The sequence below is a fragment of the Neisseria sp. MVDL19-042950 genome (genome assembly GCF_030504625.1).
Classification (GTDB): domain Bacteria; phylum Pseudomonadota; class Gammaproteobacteria; order Burkholderiales; family Neisseriaceae; genus Neisseria.
On record NZ_JAUKWH010000014.1, the window covers coordinates 1 to 18422 of the forward strand.

An 18422-nucleotide genomic window follows, 5' to 3' on the forward strand; every position below is an offset into this window, starting at 1 on the left:
TTTTTTACCGCTCTTTATCAACCGGCTTCATCTACAGCTCAAATTCAAACTAAATTAATCTAAAAGCCAAATAAAATACCTGATTTTCATAATTTTAAAATTACTCAATAAAATTAAAAAGTCTTTACAGCCTGCGTAAAATTTAATTCTACAAATATTTAAATATCAGCTTTTTAAAACCAGCTTATTACAGGTTTCCTCTATTCTATTTTTTATTTTTTGCTTACTGATTTGATTGCTTGCTCTTTTATTTCGGATAGATTAAATTCTATTACATAAAGTGATTTATTTCACACCGCCAAGTACACAAAGGCTTGAGAAAAACTGAGAGAGAAATCGTAATTTGTATTTGTTCGCATGTTAAGAAGGCCGTCTTAAAATATCTTAAGACGGCCTTCTTAACATGCGAACAAATCAATCACTACGAGGAAAATGTTATTGTTACTTATGTAACACTACTTCTAATACAAATTTACTACCAATATATGCAAGCAACAGGCTGATAAAACCAATTATCGTCCAAACTGCTGCTTTTTTACCTCTCCATGCAGTCATACTGTGGTTTAACAATAAACTGCCATAAATCAGCCATGACAATACGCCAAACACTGTTTTATGAGTAAATGATACCGGCCTGCCAAATACAGCCTCTGCAAAAAACGTACCGCTCACAACGGAATAAGTTAAAAGCATGAACCCTGCCCACATGCCTTGAAACATCAATTTTTCCAGACTGAGCAATGGCGGTAAGAATGAGACGAGCGGCGAGAATCTTCTTTTATGCAGGTCGTGATTCAACAATAAAATCAACACTGCCAACAAAGTCACTATACCAAATAGCCCATAAGCCAATAATGAAGTACCGATATGCAACATAAATGGCCAGTCGCTGATTTGATAACCGATAAATTTACCCGGAAACACCAAACCAAGTAATAAAGACAAAGCGGCGCAAGGATATAGCAATAACTGCAACCCTCTCAGGCAGTAAAAAAAACTACCCATCCAATACATCATCAGCATCAACCACACAATCAAGCTGATTGAATATCCGAATCCCATTATCAAAACTTGATCTTGCAGCACCGGTAAAAACAATACCGCTCCATGTGCAATTAATGCCGGCGCAAGTATACCCAGCTCGGTTTTTAACGGATATGGTTTGTCGTTACGCTTTTTGTGATGCAGCCATACAAACCCTGCCAGCCCGGCATACACTAACATGAGGCAAATCAATATATATGGCATGACAAACTTTCTTATTTATCTTATGTGTACATATTCATCAACGCACACGTGGTGTAAAATGTAACAATTTTATCAAATAACGTCCGATTCGGGCAGCTATTCTCAATTATCAAGGATACGCATGTTAGACAACTTAACCAACCGCTTCAGTAATATACTGAAAAATATCCGCGGCCAAGCCAAATTAACTGAAGACAATATTAAAGATGCCTTACGGGAAGTACGCCTCGCGTTGCTTGAAGCTGACGTTGCCCTGCCTGTTGTTAAAGAATTTATCAATAACGTCAAAGAAAAAGCCCTTGGTCAAGAAATTACCGGCAGCCTCACTCCCGACCAAGCGTTTATCGGCGTTGTAAATAATGCACTCATAGAATTGATGGGCAAGGAAAACAGCACACTAAACTTGGCCGTATCACCGCCTGCCGTTATTTTGATGGCCGGCTTACAGGGTGCCGGTAAAACAACTACCGTTGGCAAATTATCCAGCCTATTGAAAAATAACCAAAAGAAGAAAATTCTAGTTGTTTCTGCCGACGTTTACCGCCCTGCCGCTATTGAGCAACTGAAATTACTTGCAGAACAAGTAGGCGTAGATTTTTTCCCGTCCAATACAGGCCAACAGCCTGTTGAAATTGCAAAAGCCGCCGTAGACCATGCCAAACGGCATTTCTATGACGTATTGATGGTCGATACCGCAGGCCGTCTGGCAATTGACGAAGAAATGATGAACGAAGTTAAAGCCCTGCATGCAGCAGTTAACCCAGTTGAAACACTGTTCGTTGTCGATGCCATGCTCGGCCAAGATGCCGTGAATACCGCCCAAGCCTTTAACGAAGCTTTGCCGCTAACCGGTGTGGTTTTGACCAAAATGGATGGCGACTCACGCGGCGGTGCAGCATTATCCGTACGCCAAGTAACCGGAAAACCGATTAAATTTATTGGCGTAGGCGAAAAAATCAGCGGCCTCGAGCCCTTTTATCCCGACCGCATTGCCAGCCGCATCCTCGGCATGGGCGACGTATTGAGCCTCATCGAAGACGTACAAAAAGGCATTGACGAAGAAGCCGCCGCTAAAATGGCGAAAAAGCTGCATAAAGGCAAAGGCTTTGACCTCAACGACTTCAAAGAACAAATCCAACAAATGCGCAATATGGGCGGGCTGGAAAACCTGATGTCGAAAATGCCGGGCGAACTGGGCCAACTTTCCAAACAGATCCCCGAAGGCACGGCGGAAAAAGCAATGGGGCATGTCGAGGCCATCATCAACTCCATGACTCCTAAAGAACGTGCCAATCCGGCATTGATCAAAGCAAGCCGCAAACGCCGCATTGCAGAAGGCTCAGGCACTTCGGTGCAAGAAGTTAACAAAATGCTTAAGCAGTTTGAACAATCACAACAGATGATGAAAATGTTTAGTGGCAAAGGCATGGCCAAACTGATGCGCATGGCAAAAGGAATGAAGGGAATGAAAGGCATGTTCCCCGGCTTGTAATTTCAATTCGTCTGCTAAAGTACTTTCTACTTTACTGATTAAACAGAAACAAGGCCGTCTGAAAAAATGTTTTCAGACGGCCTTTTCTATAGGAGTTGCTGAACTATCTAAACAGAACAGCTTAGACAGAACTGATAGAGTTGATTTAGATATGAGTTTTGTTTGATTGTAATATTTCAATGCACAATCGCCCGAAGGTGGCTGAGCCGATAATCTGTTTTGATTCGCATGGCCGATTTGTTTCAACACACAGCCGCCCGAAGGCGGCTGACAGGCATTCTCAGATGAAGACCGTAACGGTGTGGCCGTTTCAACACACAGCCGCCCGAAGGCGGCTGAAGCCTTCTCGGAAACCTTTATCCATCAAGGCTTGCTTAGCCCTGATTCGCTAAAGCTCTCCGAAAACGCGAAAAGCGAGTATAACACAGCCTTATTCCGCCACACCCGCTTTCCTAATTTCCTGATTGTTAAAGAACAATCCTGCATCGCTAATCGCCCCACATTTTCATGAGAACCACGGGTTAGCGATTCACACGATCAGCGTATCCTGAAACACATCTACCGCTGCCTTCGCACCGTGATGCTCCACCTTGCGCCGCCATTTGCTGCCCAGATGGTAAAAGCGCAGACTGTCGGTTTCGGGCTGGTAAGTATCCAGCAGCTTGGCCTTCAGTTTTACCCACTGATCAGGCGTTACGTCGCACTCGAATACCGAATATTGCACGCGCACGCCATAGTCCAAACAATGTTTGGCGATGCGCCGCAACCTCGCCTGCCCTGCCGCGTCTTCCAACGAAATATCATAAGTAATCAACATCAACACACTATTTCCCCTTATTCATTTTTCAGACAAGCATTTTCAGACGGCCTTTCGGGTAATCTTTGAGGCCGTCTGAAAATGCCTGTCTGAAAAACTCAACGCATCAAAAACGGCGGATATTCCGCCAAATCCCCGCGCAGATGCCGCGCCAGCAACATCGCCTGAATATGTGGCAGCAGGCCGATTTCCACTTCCTCCTGCAAAAACGGATGCACAATCTTTTCCTGCTTTTTGCTTTGCAGCGTTTGAAACAGCAGCTTGCGCGCCTCCGGCTTAATATTCACCGCGCCACCCGCCTTCGTTACAAAATCCTGCGACTTGATTTGCCCGCGGTTAATCAGGCTCAACACCATCCTGTCCACCCACCACGCGCGGAACTCTTCCAAAATATCCTGCGCCAAACTGTCGCGCCCAGGCCGGTCGGCATGCAGAAAGCCCACCTGCGGATCCAAGCCCACACCCTGCAACGCCCCGCTGATGTCCTTGCCCAGCACCGCATACAGAAAAGACAACAGCGCATTCACCCCATCACGCGGCGGGCGGCGGTTGCGACCGTCAAAATCAAAACCGCTTTTCTCCGCAAGCAAATGCCGGAACACCCCGAAATAACGCGCCGCCGCATCGCCCTCAATCCCGCGAACCTTGTCCAAACACTCCGCCCGCTTCAACTGCTGCAAAGAAAAATTCAATGCCGTTACCGCCGCCAGCACCTCCGCATGCTCGCCATGATTGCGCAAACGCCGCTGCAACACCCGCTTGGCCGACTGAATCTTCGCCGCAATAATATGCCGCGCAATCGGCACAGGATTCTGCTCCGACAACCGATACTGCGCCCGCCGCAACAACACATTACCACTCTGCCGCCCCTGCAAACGCCCCAAAAACCGCCCATTTTCGGTAAAAAACGCCAAATTCACATTGTTTTCGCCGCAAAACCCCATTAAAAAAGGCGACACAAGGGCGAGCCGACCATTCAGGATAGCGCGGAAAAGATGCCATCATGAATGGTCGGCTCGCCCTGATACATTGCCGAAACAAAAAATATGCCCAATAGCATGCACCGGCAACTGCGCCACCTTCTTTCGCTCCTGCTCCACCACCAGCGTTTCCCGCTCCTTATGCAGATAACTGCCTTGGGTGTTGATATAGAGCGTGTTTTGCAGCTTGCGCATGATAAAAACTCCTCGGATTTTGAGCACACTCTTGGGGATTGGTGCTTAGGCTACCTGAAACATGGTAGGTCGGATTCTTGAATCTAACATTTTTAACATTACCGCAATCATTTGAGAAAAATATCATTTCAAACACTTGTCAGATAAAATATCCGACCTACGCTGACCAAAATTATTGAAGAATTTCTAGTCAAAAAACTTTCTTAATTCATTTTCAGACCAAACAGGACATTCTTTTTCATAACGCTTTATTTCTTTTACTTTATTAACCAGTTTTTCGACCTCTTTTCTTTGATATTGATGCGGCAAATCAAATCTATTCATATTTGTTACAAAATTAAAGAAATAATCTTTTAGACTATTATCTAAATAAGAAAAACTATAATTTACAATTTTCTCCTCTAACAAAAAAGAACTATATATTTTTGGATATTCAGTATTTACATTCCATCTTTTCATAATCCTAACTAAAGGCTTGATTTTATAGTTGCACAACTTATTCTTCTGTATAATCTTATCATTAAATTCAAATGGTGATGTCAATAACCAATCCTGATAATCACTAACTTTAGATGGTATCTTATAGTTACCACTTTCATACCATTCAGCCTCAATACATGGAACTAATTCAAACTTAATGTGATTTAGCTTTAATACGATAGTAGGATTTGATTGATAGATTTCTGAACGTGAGTACCAATATTCAGCAAATTTTCTTATTTTATTTAGGTATGTTTGTGGTTTATATAATTTATCTGAAAACAAAATCAATATATCAACATCAGAATTAGAATCATAATTTCTTGGCAGTATGGTTTCTCTGTGGTATGAACCAAATTTCTTCACAAATCCAATATCATCTCCAAAATAACTCTTCAAACGATAGTCTAATGTATTAAAAGACCTTCTAATTGAATCTTTTTCTGAATCTCTAATAATTAATTCATCAGCCAAATTATTTAAATATGAACTTACAGTCATAATTAATCCTTTTTCTTATCAATACAATAGTCCGCAAACCCTTTTTCTATTTCTGCTCTTGCCTTTTCATATGCAAAATCAGGAATAACTAAACTAATAGAATTTAATTCATCTTTTTGCTCTAAAAGTTCATTTACTTGTCTCTCAAATTCATCATCATTAATTAATTTACTTTTTATCTCCTTTAAGTACCTAGCTTTGTTCTTGATTTTCAAAAAAGAGTTAGCTGAGACTTTATGACTTTCTGCCTTTTTAGAACATTCTAAAAATGTAGTCAATGCTGTTACTATTGCCGTAATAATAGCTGCAATTTTTATTGCTATTTCAATTTCAGAAAAGGCCGTTATCCCAGCAATAACAGAGCAAATTACATTAATAATTCCCAGAGCGTTATACCACCATCTCCACCTATCAGAAGCATTGTAATGCCCCTTCATAGAATACAAAGAATCTTCTTCAATTCTGCTTAATTCATTGTATAAATTAGTCTTTAAATCACTCATCCTTACCTCATAATTTTGACTAACTGATTATTCTAAGTTCTATCAAACAACCCCGCCACATACCCCGCTGACCTATCCCTCTCCATCAACTTCGGCTGACAAGCCTCAATCAACGAACAGGTTTTACAGCGTTTACCGTATTCGGGCAGCGGGGTAATGCCGCTTTCCAAAAGCCCGCGCACTTGTGCGATGGTATCCAGCGTTTCCGCCTTGAGGCCGTCTGAAAACACCACCCGCACACGGTGGCGGGTTTGCATGTACCGCAATGCGCCCTCTGCTATCGCTTGCCCGGTCATTTCCTCCAAACACAAGGCTTGGGCGCAGAGCTGGATTTCGTCGAACGGTTCGGGCTTGGGTTTGCCGCGTTTGTATTCGACGGGTTTCAGACGGCCTGTCTGAATATCGCGCTCGACCATATCCAGCACACCGTGCACGCCGAGTTTTTCTGCGGACACATGCACACTGCGCTCGAAACACACGCCCTTGCGCGTTTCCGGCTTGCCGCCGTCCACACGATCATGCAAAGCACGGCCTTGTGCGGTCAAATAGTTTTCCGCCCATGCTTGCTCGTTATGAATCAAGGCACACTGGCGCGGACAAAAAGCGTAGTGTTGCAAGGCGGAGAACGGTATGGAGCGCATGGTTTACAGCAGTTCTTCTACGGTTACACCCTTGAGGCCGTCTGAATCCACGCTGATGGCGTAATCGCTGAATGCGGCTGCGGGCGTGCCGCTTTCGCCGTGGACGCGCTCGACTTTGACGGCTTCAAACAGTTTATGCGCGGGTTCGTTGCCGAGTGCGCTGTCGTGTTTGAAGACGATGAGTTTACGGGCGGCCATTTCGCCGCGGGCGGCGGAGCGGTCGTGCTCGAACATGAGCTTTAAGGCGTTCCACAGCTGTTGCAGGTCTTCATCGGAAAAGCCGGTTTTGGCGGCGAGGTTGGCGGAAACAAAGCCGTGCACGCGGTAGAGGGCGTAGGGGACGATGTATTTGCGCCCCATCGTGCGTTCTTTTTCAAGGTCTTTTTCGTTGGTAACGGCCATGCGGGTGATGGAGACTTCCAGCGGCACGATGGGGTCGATGGATTGGGCGAAGGCGAGCTGCACGGGGCCGCGCACTTGGCCGCTGTTGACTTCGGTGGTCATTACTGCGCCGAAGGTTCGGATATCAAAGAAGTTTTTGCACATCCATGCGGTGATGTCGCGGGCTTTGGCTTCGTCTTTGGGCAGTTTTTTGGCTTCGGGTTCGATGCCGAGGGCTTCATAAGCGCGCTTGTTTTGCAGGTTGAGCACGCTTTTTTCTTTGACATAAATTTCATAGCCGGGTCGGTTTTCATTTGCCATTTCCACAAAATTGCGGATTTTGCGCTTCAGGCACACATCGGTTACCAAGCCTTTGCTGGATTCGGGGTCGAGGCGCGGCATATTGCCTGCATCGGGGTCGCCGTTGGTAACGTCGAAGAAAAACACGAACTCATAGCGGTTTTGGATAGACATTTTCATTCTCCTTCATGTGATTGGGTTTCTACGGGGTCTTTTTTGGCGAAATAGCTTTGTTTTTGATGGTAATAGCCGATGGCAAAGCGGCCTTGTTCTTCCATGCTCAAATGGAGCGGGAAAGTTTCAGGTAGCCCGGCGATGATGCCGCCCAAATCTTTATCCAAGTTCACGGCCATGCCTGCTTTGTCTTTGCGCAGGCGGGACAAATGGTGTTTTGCGCCGCTCAATAAACGCGGGAACACGGAAAACGGCACGGCGGAAGCGGAGCCGTAATAGCGGTCGGCAATGCCCGCATTCAATTCACCCAGCGCCTGATATTGAATGCGCTCCAACACGTCGAACAATCTGCCGAGCAAATAAGCCGTGTTGCGGCTTTCGGTATCCAAACTCATGGGAATCTCCTCTTTAATCAAACCTTTTCTGAAACGCCGCTGCAATACGGCTTTAATTATGGCGATGCGCAGGCCGTTGGCATCGCCGTCGGCGCGAATGCGGGCAATCAGTTGCGACAGCAAACTCATGGGATAGGGCGTGCCGCCGATTACGGCGCGGGTCATTTCACCGGCCAACACGGGCGAAATGGTTTCCGCCTTTGGTTTTTCGTAACGTCCCTCGCTATTTTTAAACTTAATCGCTGTTTCCAGTAACAATTTGAAAATTGAAGGCGGCGTTTTCCATGCACACGGCTCCAGCGCCAAATCTTTCCAATGTTGCGCCAAATGTTCCGCCAGCTTGCCAAACGTGGTATCCAGCCAAAAGCGGATGGAAATCCGTGAAGCATTCGGCGCCAAGCCCAAAATATAAAAGCGGGTGTCGGGCGATAATTCGGGCGCAGCTTCCTGCAAAGGGCGGCCTTTAGCGATTTGTTCCAAAATATTGAATACTTTTTTGCTTTCCTGCTCGTCATCGGGCGGGGTAAAAGCAGCAGCAAAAAACCCTTCCGCCGCCGCGGCTTGCTCAGGCGTGTCGGCCTCTGCCCAGAAAACGGTGCTGGCGTCGCCGATAGTCAAGCAATGGCCGTTTTCACGGCGCAGCAAGTAATTGAGTGCGGTGGTATAGGCAAAAGCAGACACCTCCGACACCGGTGCATTCGCGCCCTGCTCCTTGCCGAAAGAAGTAAACGATTCTTTATTGAACGAGATAATCGAGCCTCCCGAACTCTGCCCGCCAAACACGCCTTTAATCGCCGGATGCAGCCGCGCAATCGGTGCTTGTTCGCCACTTACCAAACACAAACTCTGCTCTGCTTTATCACTTTTCAGACGGCCTGCCCACAATGCCTGCGCCGCTTCACGCTGATGGATATAGCCGCGCGTACCGTCCAACCTAAACGCCACATTCGCATCCAGCATGTCAGGCAGGCACGGCGGACGGGCAAACTGCTCAGGCTGCCAACGCTCCAAAAAACGGCGCAAGGCCAGCAAACCCTCGTCTTGCGTGTCTTTCAGGGCTTCCAAATGCAGCTCACGGAAAGCAGCAAACGTTTTTTCAGACGGCCTAAACGGCTGCTCCTTGGCAGCAGCTTTGTCTTTATTGGCATCCACGCCCAGCGCATAGGCGGTTTTGTCCCACAAAAAATTGGGCTTCACGCCCGACGTGCGCTTTTCAGGACGCGGCACACTCATCAAGCGGGGTTGCGGTTTTTTGTCATCCGTCAGATGCGGCACCACATCCACCAACAGGCCGTCTGAATCCAACACCAGCACCCAGCCGATTTTTTCCTCACTAAAACCATACGGCGGCACTTTCGGCTCGCCTGTTCGGTCATCATTCTCCGCTGCCAAATGGCGGTAATAGCGTGCAAGAGAGGCCAAAATCATCTTTTCACCTCCTCCGCATCAAACGGCGGCACCTCAATCACCCCGTTTATCATTTCCGCACGAAAAAAATACGGCGTATTGCCGTGGTCGAAATCAATATCGTGCAACATCCAGCCCAAATCGCGGTTCAACTCGTTTTCAGACAGGCATGAAACCGGCAGCGGCTCATCCTCATCTACCCACGCAAAATGTGCCGGAAACTCACGCACACCCATGCAAGGCTGCTGGAAACACTGCCCTTTTATGGCACGGCGTTTAAACATCTCGATATGCTTGGCAAGCGTTTCGCCCTCGCCCGCCCGCGCAGTCAACACCGCATGCGCTTCAATCACATAGGCCACATCTTTCAACACCGTTGCCGCGCGCTGCTGACGGTCATCCTCAATCAACGCATACAAATCTTCCACACTTTTACGCCGCATCGCCCCGCTGACCTTGCTCGCCGAAATCTTGCTGCCCAATTCATTACGCCGCACCGACTCAAAACGAATCGGCTTCAACACATGAATGCGGTCAATTACCCAGCGAATCGCCGGCTTCCAATGCACCGCCGCCAAAATCCCCCGCGCCGCCGACGGCGTAATCACATCGTAAGACACCCGCTCTACTTTCATCTCCGGGCGGGTAAAGCAGGCGTAGTCGCCCCAGATGTGTAAGCGTATTTTGTTTGCCATACCGGCTCCTTTTACACACAGCCGCCCGAAGGCGGCTGACTTTCACTTTAAACTATCAACTTTAGTTTCAACCCACGCAGCCCGAAGGCTGCGATACATCGGCTATTTTCAGACGACCTTTTTCTCAAACCGCAAAAAATCCGCCAATTTTTTGGCTTCACTCACTTCATCATGGGGAATCAACAGATAACGCCACGCTTTCGTGCCGTGTTGGCTGGCGTAATCGGATGCGTGTTTGCACCATGTGCTTGCAGCTTGGGCTTTAGCTTGCACTTCTGGCGTATCCAAATCAGCACGTGCCTTGGTTTCCGCCATCAAAATACAATCCTCCGTTTCCACCACAAAGTCGGGCAAATATTCTTTTTGCTCTATACCCAGTTTGTAATCTATTTGAAATTGCCCTTTGGCAGGTTTGAACCATTTTTGTGCGTCGCGCTCTAGAATAACGGCAAAGCGACGTTCGGTGTCAGAATCAAATTTTTGCAACGGATACAAACATTTTGCGAAATCGCCGAACAACATATGTTTGATGCGCGTTTTATCCACCACGGTATCGCGCACCGCATGTACAGGCTCGCCTGCAACCACGGTATAGACGCAAGGCTTGAGTGGACTAAACCCTTGGCTCACCTTAGCTTCGTAGCCGGCGGCCTTTTCCCAAAAGTGCGCAGCCATTTGTGCATGAATTTCACGGGCAATCAGGCGGCGTTCTTTGTCCAGCACATTCAAGGCCTCTTCTTCACTTAAATAACTGTGCAAATGCGCCACCATCTGCCCAGCCAAATCATATAAAAGCTCGGATTGGGTAAAGTAATCAATATCGTCAAAATCAATCAGTGCGTGAACGATATAGTCTTCAGGACGTTTTTCAGTCAGCCCCATTTCCCGTGCCAAGCTGGTTTGCTCGTTGGTATGCAGATTGTGAATAGTGATTTCCCGTTCGCTCGGTTGCAAATGCAAACGGCTGATATCCAAAGTGAACGGATGAAAACCTGTGCTCACCTCGCCGCTCGGCACAACGGTAATGCGCGGAATATCGATATTGTTATCCACCATCACCTTTGTGGTTTTGGCAACAATACCAACCACATCCGGCGTATCTTCCATCGGCAATTCACCCTGTGCAGGTTGCAGGCGTTTTTGCACCTCGGCGGTAATTTGCGCCTGTATATCTGACTGCAATAATGCTTGCGAAGTCGGTGCATCATCAGGTCTGCGGCCATATTGTGCCGCCACTTCCATCACCACGCGGGCAATGCGTTTTTCATTTTCATTGGTAAAAACGGGTTGATAGGATTGCGATTCTTGTGCAGGAATAAATTCAGACGGCCCACCAGCCAGTCCCAAATGCACCTCCATGGTGCTGGCTACCTGAACACTCACCTTTTCATCATCTTGGCTGGGTGCTTCCAAAATAACCTGCTGCAAACGCAACACCGAATCGCCTTTATTGGCTTCATCAATAATTTCCTGAAAACGGTCATGGGCGATGATATTGAGCCTATCCACCGCCTCCACGCCGGTACGCTTGCCATAGGGCAAACGCAAACCGCGCCCAATGGATTGCTCAATCAAGGTGCGGGCATTGGCAGCACGCAGCGGCACAATGGTATAAAGATTGGTAACATCCCAACCTTCTTTTAACATATTGACGTGAATCACAATCTCGGTTGGCTCTTCTACGCTTTCCACTGCCAGCAAGCGGGCAATCATTTCTTCTTCGTCTTTGCCCGATTTGCTCGAATCCACCTGAATCACCTTGCCGCGATAACGCCCTCCGTAAAAGGCTTCCGACTCTATCAAAGCCAGCAAAGCCGCCGCGTGCGTAGTATCACGGGCAATCACCAGCATAAAAGGCTTAACCGGCTTTACGCCATTTTCGCGTGCATAGGTGAGCAGCTCTACTTTGGTGTTTTCATGCACACGCACGCCGTCTTCCAATTTGATTTTTTCGATTTCTTCGGGCGTATGGTCTTTGGCATTGAAATTACGCTGGGTGACGACTGCCGGCACTTTCACAAAACCATCCTCCAGCGCTCGTGCAAGAGGATAATCGACAATCACATTTTTAAACGGCTGCGGAGATTTTCCCGTTTCCACAAAAGGTGTAGCAGTCAATTCCAAACCCAATAACGGTTTTAATTCATTAATCGCCCGCATACCGGCTTGCGCCCGATAGCGGTGCGATTCGTCCATCAAAAGTACTAAATCAGGTAAATTCGCCAAATAATTAAAATAGCTATCGCCCAGCACTTCGCGCATCCGCTTAATACGCGGTTCTTTACCACCACGCACTTCAGAGTTGATTTTGGCGATATTGAAAATGTTGATCCGTACTTCTGTTATCCAGTCGCCAGAAGCAATATCCTGCCGCTCATAATCTTCGCCGGTAATCACCCGTGGCGGATGAAGGGCAAATTCACTAATCCCCTTAAACACATATTTGGGCGTATTAGGTGAAAAGTCGGCAATCAGCTTGTTGTAGATGGTGAGGTTGGGCGCAAGCACAAAAAAATTGTTGATACCGTGCGCCAAATGCAGATAAGCAATAAACGCCCCCATCAAGCGGGTTTTGCCCACACCTGTCGCCAACGCAAAACACAAAGATGGAAACTCGCGCTCAAAATCCTGCAAAGTGGCAAATTCGCCTTTTAAGATTTCCAAAACCGCCGCCACATCACGCTCATGCTGGAGCATCTGCGGAGCAATATCCAATGCTTGCTTTAACTTCGCCAAACTGTGTGCCTGCGGCGCACGCAGCGACAAGCGGCCGTTGATATGATGTTGAATTCTTGTAGTCATGATGTCGTTCCGCACTTGGCAGTTATCCCAATATTTTGGCTAACTGCATGGATATTGATGTCATGAATTACTCGCAAATTTCGAGCAACCGCTTTTTCTTGTGCAGCATGCTGCGGCACAAACAGCGTTTTCAAGCGGCCTGTTTGCTTATGTTTCATTCTTTTTACCCTTATTTTTAGGCTGCACCTGTTTACGCGTACGCTCAAGCTGCTTAACCGGCTCGACAATCGCACGTTCAAAATCCTGCTCAGCCCGTGAAGGCAGCCTGCTTTGTTGCGCCCGATATTGCTCATAAACCGCTTGCGCCCGCGCCAACGCGGCATCTGCCGATACTTTGCCTGCATGGGTCAAAACCTCTTTGCGGGTCAGGCGCAAAAAGTTATCCAGCTCATTTGCCCAGTCTGTCATATACATCGGCTGCCGCGCCTGTGCCTGTAACTCGGCCACTTCGATATAAGCGGTAACGATACGGTTGAGCACTTCCAGTTCTTCGGCATTCAAATAATTCTTGGCAATGCCCACATCCGCCTTACGTACCGGTTTTCCCTTGCTTTGTCCGTCCCAATTGGTCAGCCCCATATAAGGTGCCTCGGCATCGACACGCAGCATAATCAATTCGGCAGCCGTATGCCCGTGTGCTGCCCAATGCATCTTGTTTTGCAAGGTAGCGAAAAACTGCCGCGACGTTTCCGTATTGGGATCGTAGTCGATACTGGTGGCATAAATATCCAGCACCTTGCGCCAAAATACCTTTTCCGAAGAACGAATATCGCGTATTTGCGCCAACAGCGCTTCAAAATACGCTTCATCCTTGCCTGCCTTGAAGCGTTCACTATCCAGCAGAAAACCTTTTTCCAGATAATGGCCCAGCTGCTCGGTTGCCCAACGACGAAACTGCATACCGCGATGCGAACGCACCCGGTAACCAACCGCCAAAACAGCATCCAAATGATAATGATCAATCAAGCGGCGAACCTGCCGACTGCCCTCGATTTGAACTATCCGGAATTTCCGGATAGTTCGTTCGGGGTCAACTTCATCTTCATCAAAAATATTGCCCAAATGCTCACTGATGGTTCTGACTGAAACCTGGAACAGCTCTGCCATCTGCGCTTGCGACAACCAAAGCCCATCTTCCACAAACCGCACCTGAATGCGTGTTTGCGCATCTTCCGTTTGGTAAAGTAAAAATTCACCCTGTGAAACCTGTACATCCTGCGTCATTGTTCCTCCCCGTCAAACAGCCCTTCTTGCTTTTCAGGCAGCCTTTTTCCCTTTTTCGCTTTCACAGGCAGCTTCTGGTTATCCGTTTTTTCAGGCAGGGGTTCTGTTTCGGCAAAGGGCAGATTGGCAACATTCAAACTGTAATCGTCATGCCCCCATTCACAGCGCGCCAAAATCATTTTCGGGATTTTCTTTAAAGTGAGATTGGGGAAACGCTCCGCCGCCTGAGCCGCCGTCAAACCGCGCCAAGCCGAACAGCAAATTAACAGGCTCTTCCCTTCGCCCACTTCGTCTGATAATGCCTGCAACTGCTCGGCAGACAAACTCTGCGTGGTCACATAAATAAAATCGCACTCGCTGGAAAAGCCATGCTGCCACCAATGCGTTTCAGACGGCCTGTAAGTAAAGCCCTCCAACTTGGCAAGCGCTTCGGCAAGCATTTCGGGGTTGTAGTCGGGGTTGATAATCGGATTGCCCCATTTATCGTTCACAATCAAAGTCGGTGCCAAACGGTAATAACGAAAACCGCCGCCGCCCTGCCAATTCACCGCTTTGGAAATCCCGCCCTGATCGGTGCCATCAATCACCTTTTGCAAACGCGGAATAATATGCGTATGACAATGCTCGCCCAGCTCCACCATAATCCAGCGTCGCCCCATTTTGTGGGCGACGGCGCCGGTGGTGCCGGAACCAGCGAAGGAATCGAGAACGAGATCACCGGGGTTTGTTGCTAATTCGAGAATTTTCCTTATCAGTAATTCTGGCTTCTTGCCGTTAGGGAATTGAACACCACCTTCTTTTGTTAGATTATTGAGGGGAAAGCCATCCCAATAGGTACCAGCTTTTTCTAGCTTAACGATTCTTCGTCCACGCTTCACGGCTGTATCTTTCAGCCAGATAACGCGGCGAATAGTTGGACTTATATAGTAGTGCTGAACAACCGTTCCTTTACCCCTACCGGAACGTGGAACATACTCGGCAATGAGCAATTCATCGTCGGCGAGGGAGGAGAATTCATCCATGATTCTCGTTCGGATACTGGTCTGAGCATTGGTGTCGGAGAAAACCCACTCAAAGTTGTTTGAGTAGGCATCCTCCCGCTCCGAACCTCCACGCATCAGCGCATTAATGGTCGTCCGCTTAACGCCTTTGAATCTTTTGACCTTGATCTCATTACCAGCACCGTCCAATACGGTTCGTTCCTCAACAAACTTTCCCTTATCCAACAGGACGCTTGTGTACTTCCAACTCTTGCCGCTGTCTTCCATCTCATCAATGATTTCAAACAAGTCCTCCTCGTCGTAGACATCATTGAACTTCTGGAATCCAAGATCACTGTCCCTATCGAGAGAATAAATGAGGATGTACTCGATATTTTTCTTCAATCGCTTGTCTTCTCCGCCACCCGAAGCGCCTGCGGTTTGCTTCATCTTGACGCTGACCTGGTTTATGAAGTTATTTCTGCCAAAGACCTCGTCCAAGAGAACTTTGCAGTAGGCAGCCTCATCATCATTAAGCTGACAGAAGATCACTCCGTCCTTAGTTAAAAGCTTCCGTAGAAGCTCAAAGCGCTCCTTCATTAATGAAAGCCAGATTGAGTGTTCCAATCCGTCGTCGTAGTGCGTGAACGCCTGCCCTGTGTTGTAGGGCGGGTCAATGTAAATGCACTTCACCTTGCCGGCAAACTCCTGTTCCAAGGCTTTAAGTGCGAGCAGGTTATCGCCAAAAATCAGACGGTTATCAAAAATATCCTTTTCCGACCGCACTTTGGCATGATAAGACTTATCCGCTTCTTCCAATAAAATACGGGCTTCCAACTTAGGACGTTTGTGCTTGCCTATCCAAGTGAGTTCTAGTTTTTGGTTTTTCATAAATATCAACTCGGTTTTTTTAATGGGTATAGTCGGCGGGTATCACCGCTGTTTTTCCAATAACTTCCTGTATCTTTATTCGGCCATCCGTAATCCGGACAAATCAAAGCATCACATAATTTCTCAACTAATCGAGCAAATTTTAATCCGTCTTGTGGATAAAGATTGAAAGAAAATTCGTTGAAATGCGCTCCTAATACATTTCTGGCTTGAGCTATTTGATTTATTTCTTTCAAGATTTCACCAATTTGTACTTCTGATGAATGATGGGATTGATCACGTATTTCTACTTTTAACTCTTTCAACAACTTACTGTTTACTGCACCTAATAAATCACTTAATACATAAGTATTTCCTATTTTTCTAGGAACAGCACAAGAATACTTTAATGTTAAGAAATCTAATAAAGCTTCCAGAATAACACCTGATTTTCCTGTGATTGACTGAATATCAGGATCAGATTCTTCTAATAACTTTTTCAGTCTAACAACCTCTGGAATGGAACCAGATAAAGACATGCCATTATCTAATGACCAATGCTTTAACTCCACAAACTGACAAACTTGTTCCGGCTTTAAAATGCCCCAACGAAATTTTTCTCTCCATGGTCGATAATGTGTGGTAACAATAGCATGTTGAAATTTTTGAATCACATCATAAATCATGGTAATAACACGCTCTACATGAGGCTCATCCACACTACCTAATACATCATCTAAAACCAGAATTTTCTGCTCTGGATTTTCACGTTCAGCTAGCGCCAAAAATACGCATAACCCTAAAGTGTCTAAATGTGAATCACTAAAATAAGCTTGTGGTGGCGTATCTTGTTTCCCTGCAAACTCCATAGCAATCTCTAAAGAGCCTCGTTTGGCTGCATCTAGTGCCAAGGTAATTTTATCCAGTCCTTCTTTAGGGTGTATCAACTCATAAAGCTGTCCTACTCTTACTGAAATTGACCCGAGAATATGGTCAGTATACTTTTTGCGTTCAGATTCAATGATATTTAATATTTCTTTTAAGCTAGGTAATGTCACACCTAATTCCTTAGCAACATTCTCACTACCCTTTAAATCATCCAATGATCTACGTAATGTTTCTATAAAATTTTTGTTATCTACACATTTATCTGATTCTTGCCTCCAGGCATCTTTTTTACCTTGATTCTCTGCAATCCAACTTTGCCATTCATTTGGATTCTCCGGGATAGGAAAAGATGGAAGATCAAGATCTTGAATGTCAAGTGTATTCAAGCAGTAACCTTCCAATTGATTAAAGCTATCTTTAATATCTTTTAGAAAATCGTCTAGCCGTTGTTGTTGACTTTTTACTAGATCTTCATTTTTTAAAACAGATTGCTTAGCTATATTTAATTGCGACAACAAACCATTTAATTCAATTCGCTTATTGACTTCTTCTACTAAATTTTCCGCATTTTCAGCACTTTCACAAAGTGGGCACACATTTACATTATTGTATTTGTGAAAATATTTTTTTGCTGCTTGAAGAATATCCATTACTTCCAAATAATCTTCAGACGCTTTTTCTTTTATATCGCTTAGAATGGATTCAGCTTGTGATAGCTTAAATATAGCCTCCTTTAACTCATTAGAAAGAAATAGAAATTTATCATAACACCCTTGAATTTTATTCCAATATGATATTAAACCATCAATATCATTTTTTCTCTTTTCAAAATGTACTGAATCCTTTTTAGCTTCACTTTCTGCCCACAAAATAGCATCAGGAACTGGACGATTTACTTGTTCCCAAAAATTTTCAATATTCTTTCTATTTGTGCTTACACGTGTTATTGCATTCTCAAAATCTTTAGTTTTATCGTTAATTAATTTTCTTAAACTTGCTTCTGACGCCTCAATTCCAGATACATCAATGAAGCGACTAATTTCTTTATAACGATCGGCAGGCTGTGCCGTAACTAATCTTAGAATTTCACTACGACGTAATACCGATACTTGCGGCTTCAACTCTTCTTGATTAAGAAATACATTTTTCTTATCTAGAGATAACACACATGTTCCGTTTGAAGTTTCTAGTGTCACTTTAACATCTGCATAAGCTTTTCCCAATGAAGGCCAATATACTCTAGTAGAAGCACCAACTCCTCTTTTTTCCAATGAACCAATTTTATTGTTCCCAAGCAAATCAAAAGCATCTGAAATTGTAGATTTCCCTGTACCATTTTCTCCATAAATAATCATCAGCTTTTTACCCTTTTCAAACCTCAAAACAAAAGGCGTTACCGATCCTCTAAGATTTTCAATTGATAAGCTTTTCAATGAAACGGTTGACATT

Annotated in this window: 14 protein-coding genes and 1 pseudogene; 1 reads left to right on the forward strand and 14 read right to left on the reverse strand. The window is 45.9% G+C overall.

The features are described 5' to 3' along the window. Nucleotides 1-441: 441 nt before the first annotated feature. The gene (gene ccsA / locus Q0X97_RS10425) at nt 442-1248 is read right to left on the reverse strand and encodes an inner membrane protein YpjD (protein ID WP_302067442.1); all 807 of its coding nucleotides are present in this window, start codon (nt 1246-1248) and stop codon (nt 442-444) included. 121 nt (nt 1249-1369) lie between these two features. Between ccsA and ffh the strand changes: the two genes are divergently transcribed. Next, complete coding sequence (gene ffh / locus Q0X97_RS10430) at nt 1370-2740, forward strand: signal recognition particle protein (RefSeq protein ID WP_302067441.1); 1371 nt, start codon at nt 1370-1372, stop codon at nt 2738-2740. Between the two features lie 529 nt (nt 2741-3269). Here ffh and cas2 read toward each other — a convergent pair. The 13 genes and pseudogenes from cas2 to Q0X97_RS10495 form a co-directional block, all read right to left on the reverse strand. Next, on the reverse strand, nt 3270-3563 hold the full coding sequence (cas2, locus tag Q0X97_RS10435) for a CRISPR-associated endonuclease Cas2 (protein WP_040667137.1): 294 nt from the start codon (nt 3561-3563) through the stop codon (nt 3270-3272). A gap of 92 nt (nt 3564-3655) precedes the next feature. Continuing rightward, nucleotides 3656-4732, reverse strand: a pseudogene (gene cas1c, locus Q0X97_RS10440) (type I-C CRISPR-associated endonuclease Cas1c). 186 nt (nt 4733-4918) lie between these two features. Next, a complete protein-coding gene (locus Q0X97_RS10445) occupies nt 4919-5713 on the reverse strand; it encodes a hypothetical protein (RefSeq protein ID WP_302067440.1) in 795 nt (264 codons plus the stop codon). A 2-nt stretch (nt 5714-5715) separates the two neighbouring features. Continuing rightward, a complete protein-coding gene (locus Q0X97_RS10450) occupies nt 5716-6216 on the reverse strand; it encodes an SLATT domain-containing protein (protein WP_302067439.1) in 501 nt (166 codons plus the stop codon). 32 nt (nt 6217-6248) lie between these two features. Then, nucleotides 6249-6857, reverse strand: coding sequence for a CRISPR-associated protein Cas4 (gene cas4, locus Q0X97_RS10455; protein ID WP_302067438.1), 609 nt, complete (start codon nt 6855-6857; stop codon nt 6249-6251). 3 nt (nt 6858-6860) lie between these two features. Continuing rightward, the gene (cas7c, locus tag Q0X97_RS10460) at nt 6861-7712 is read right to left on the reverse strand and encodes a type I-C CRISPR-associated protein Cas7/Csd2 (RefSeq protein WP_302067437.1); all 852 of its coding nucleotides are present in this window, start codon (nt 7710-7712) and stop codon (nt 6861-6863) included. A 2-nt stretch (nt 7713-7714) separates the two neighbouring features. Further along, a complete protein-coding gene (gene cas8c, locus Q0X97_RS10465; RefSeq protein WP_302067436.1) occupies nt 7715-9535 on the reverse strand; it encodes a type I-C CRISPR-associated protein Cas8c/Csd1 in 1821 nt (606 codons plus the stop codon). Continuing rightward, nucleotides 9532-10209 (reverse strand): type I-C CRISPR-associated protein Cas5c, encoded by a 678-nt coding sequence (cas5c, locus tag Q0X97_RS10470; RefSeq protein WP_302067435.1) that lies wholly within the window; start codon nt 10207-10209, stop codon nt 9532-9534. Before cas5c ends, cas8c begins: the two co-directional genes overlap by 4 nt. Nucleotides 10210-10317: 108 nt before the next feature. After that, a complete protein-coding gene (locus tag Q0X97_RS10475; RefSeq protein ID WP_302067434.1) occupies nt 10318-13011 on the reverse strand; it encodes a DEAD/DEAH box helicase family protein in 2694 nt (897 codons plus the stop codon). Next, nucleotides 13008-13169: a hypothetical protein gene (locus Q0X97_RS10480; RefSeq protein ID WP_302067433.1), complete on the reverse strand. Its 162-nt coding sequence runs from the start codon at nt 13167-13169 to the stop codon at nt 13008-13010. The genes Q0X97_RS10475 and Q0X97_RS10480 overlap by 4 nt, the downstream gene beginning before the upstream one ends. Continuing rightward, nucleotides 13159-14235 (reverse strand): virulence RhuM family protein, encoded by a 1077-nt coding sequence (locus Q0X97_RS10485; RefSeq protein ID WP_302067432.1) that lies wholly within the window; start codon nt 14233-14235, stop codon nt 13159-13161. Before Q0X97_RS10485 ends, Q0X97_RS10480 begins: the two co-directional genes overlap by 11 nt. After that, entirely contained in the window at nt 14232-16106 is a 1875-nt protein-coding gene (locus tag Q0X97_RS10490; RefSeq protein ID WP_302067431.1) for a site-specific DNA-methyltransferase, read from the reverse strand. The genes Q0X97_RS10485 and Q0X97_RS10490 overlap by 4 nt, the downstream gene beginning before the upstream one ends. A 5-nt stretch (nt 16107-16111) precedes the next feature. Beyond that, nucleotides 16112-18421, reverse strand: a complete 2310-nt coding sequence (locus tag Q0X97_RS10495; protein WP_302067430.1) for an AAA family ATPase — start codon at nt 18419-18421, stop codon at nt 16112-16114. Between the last annotated feature and the right edge of the window lies 1 nt (nt 18422).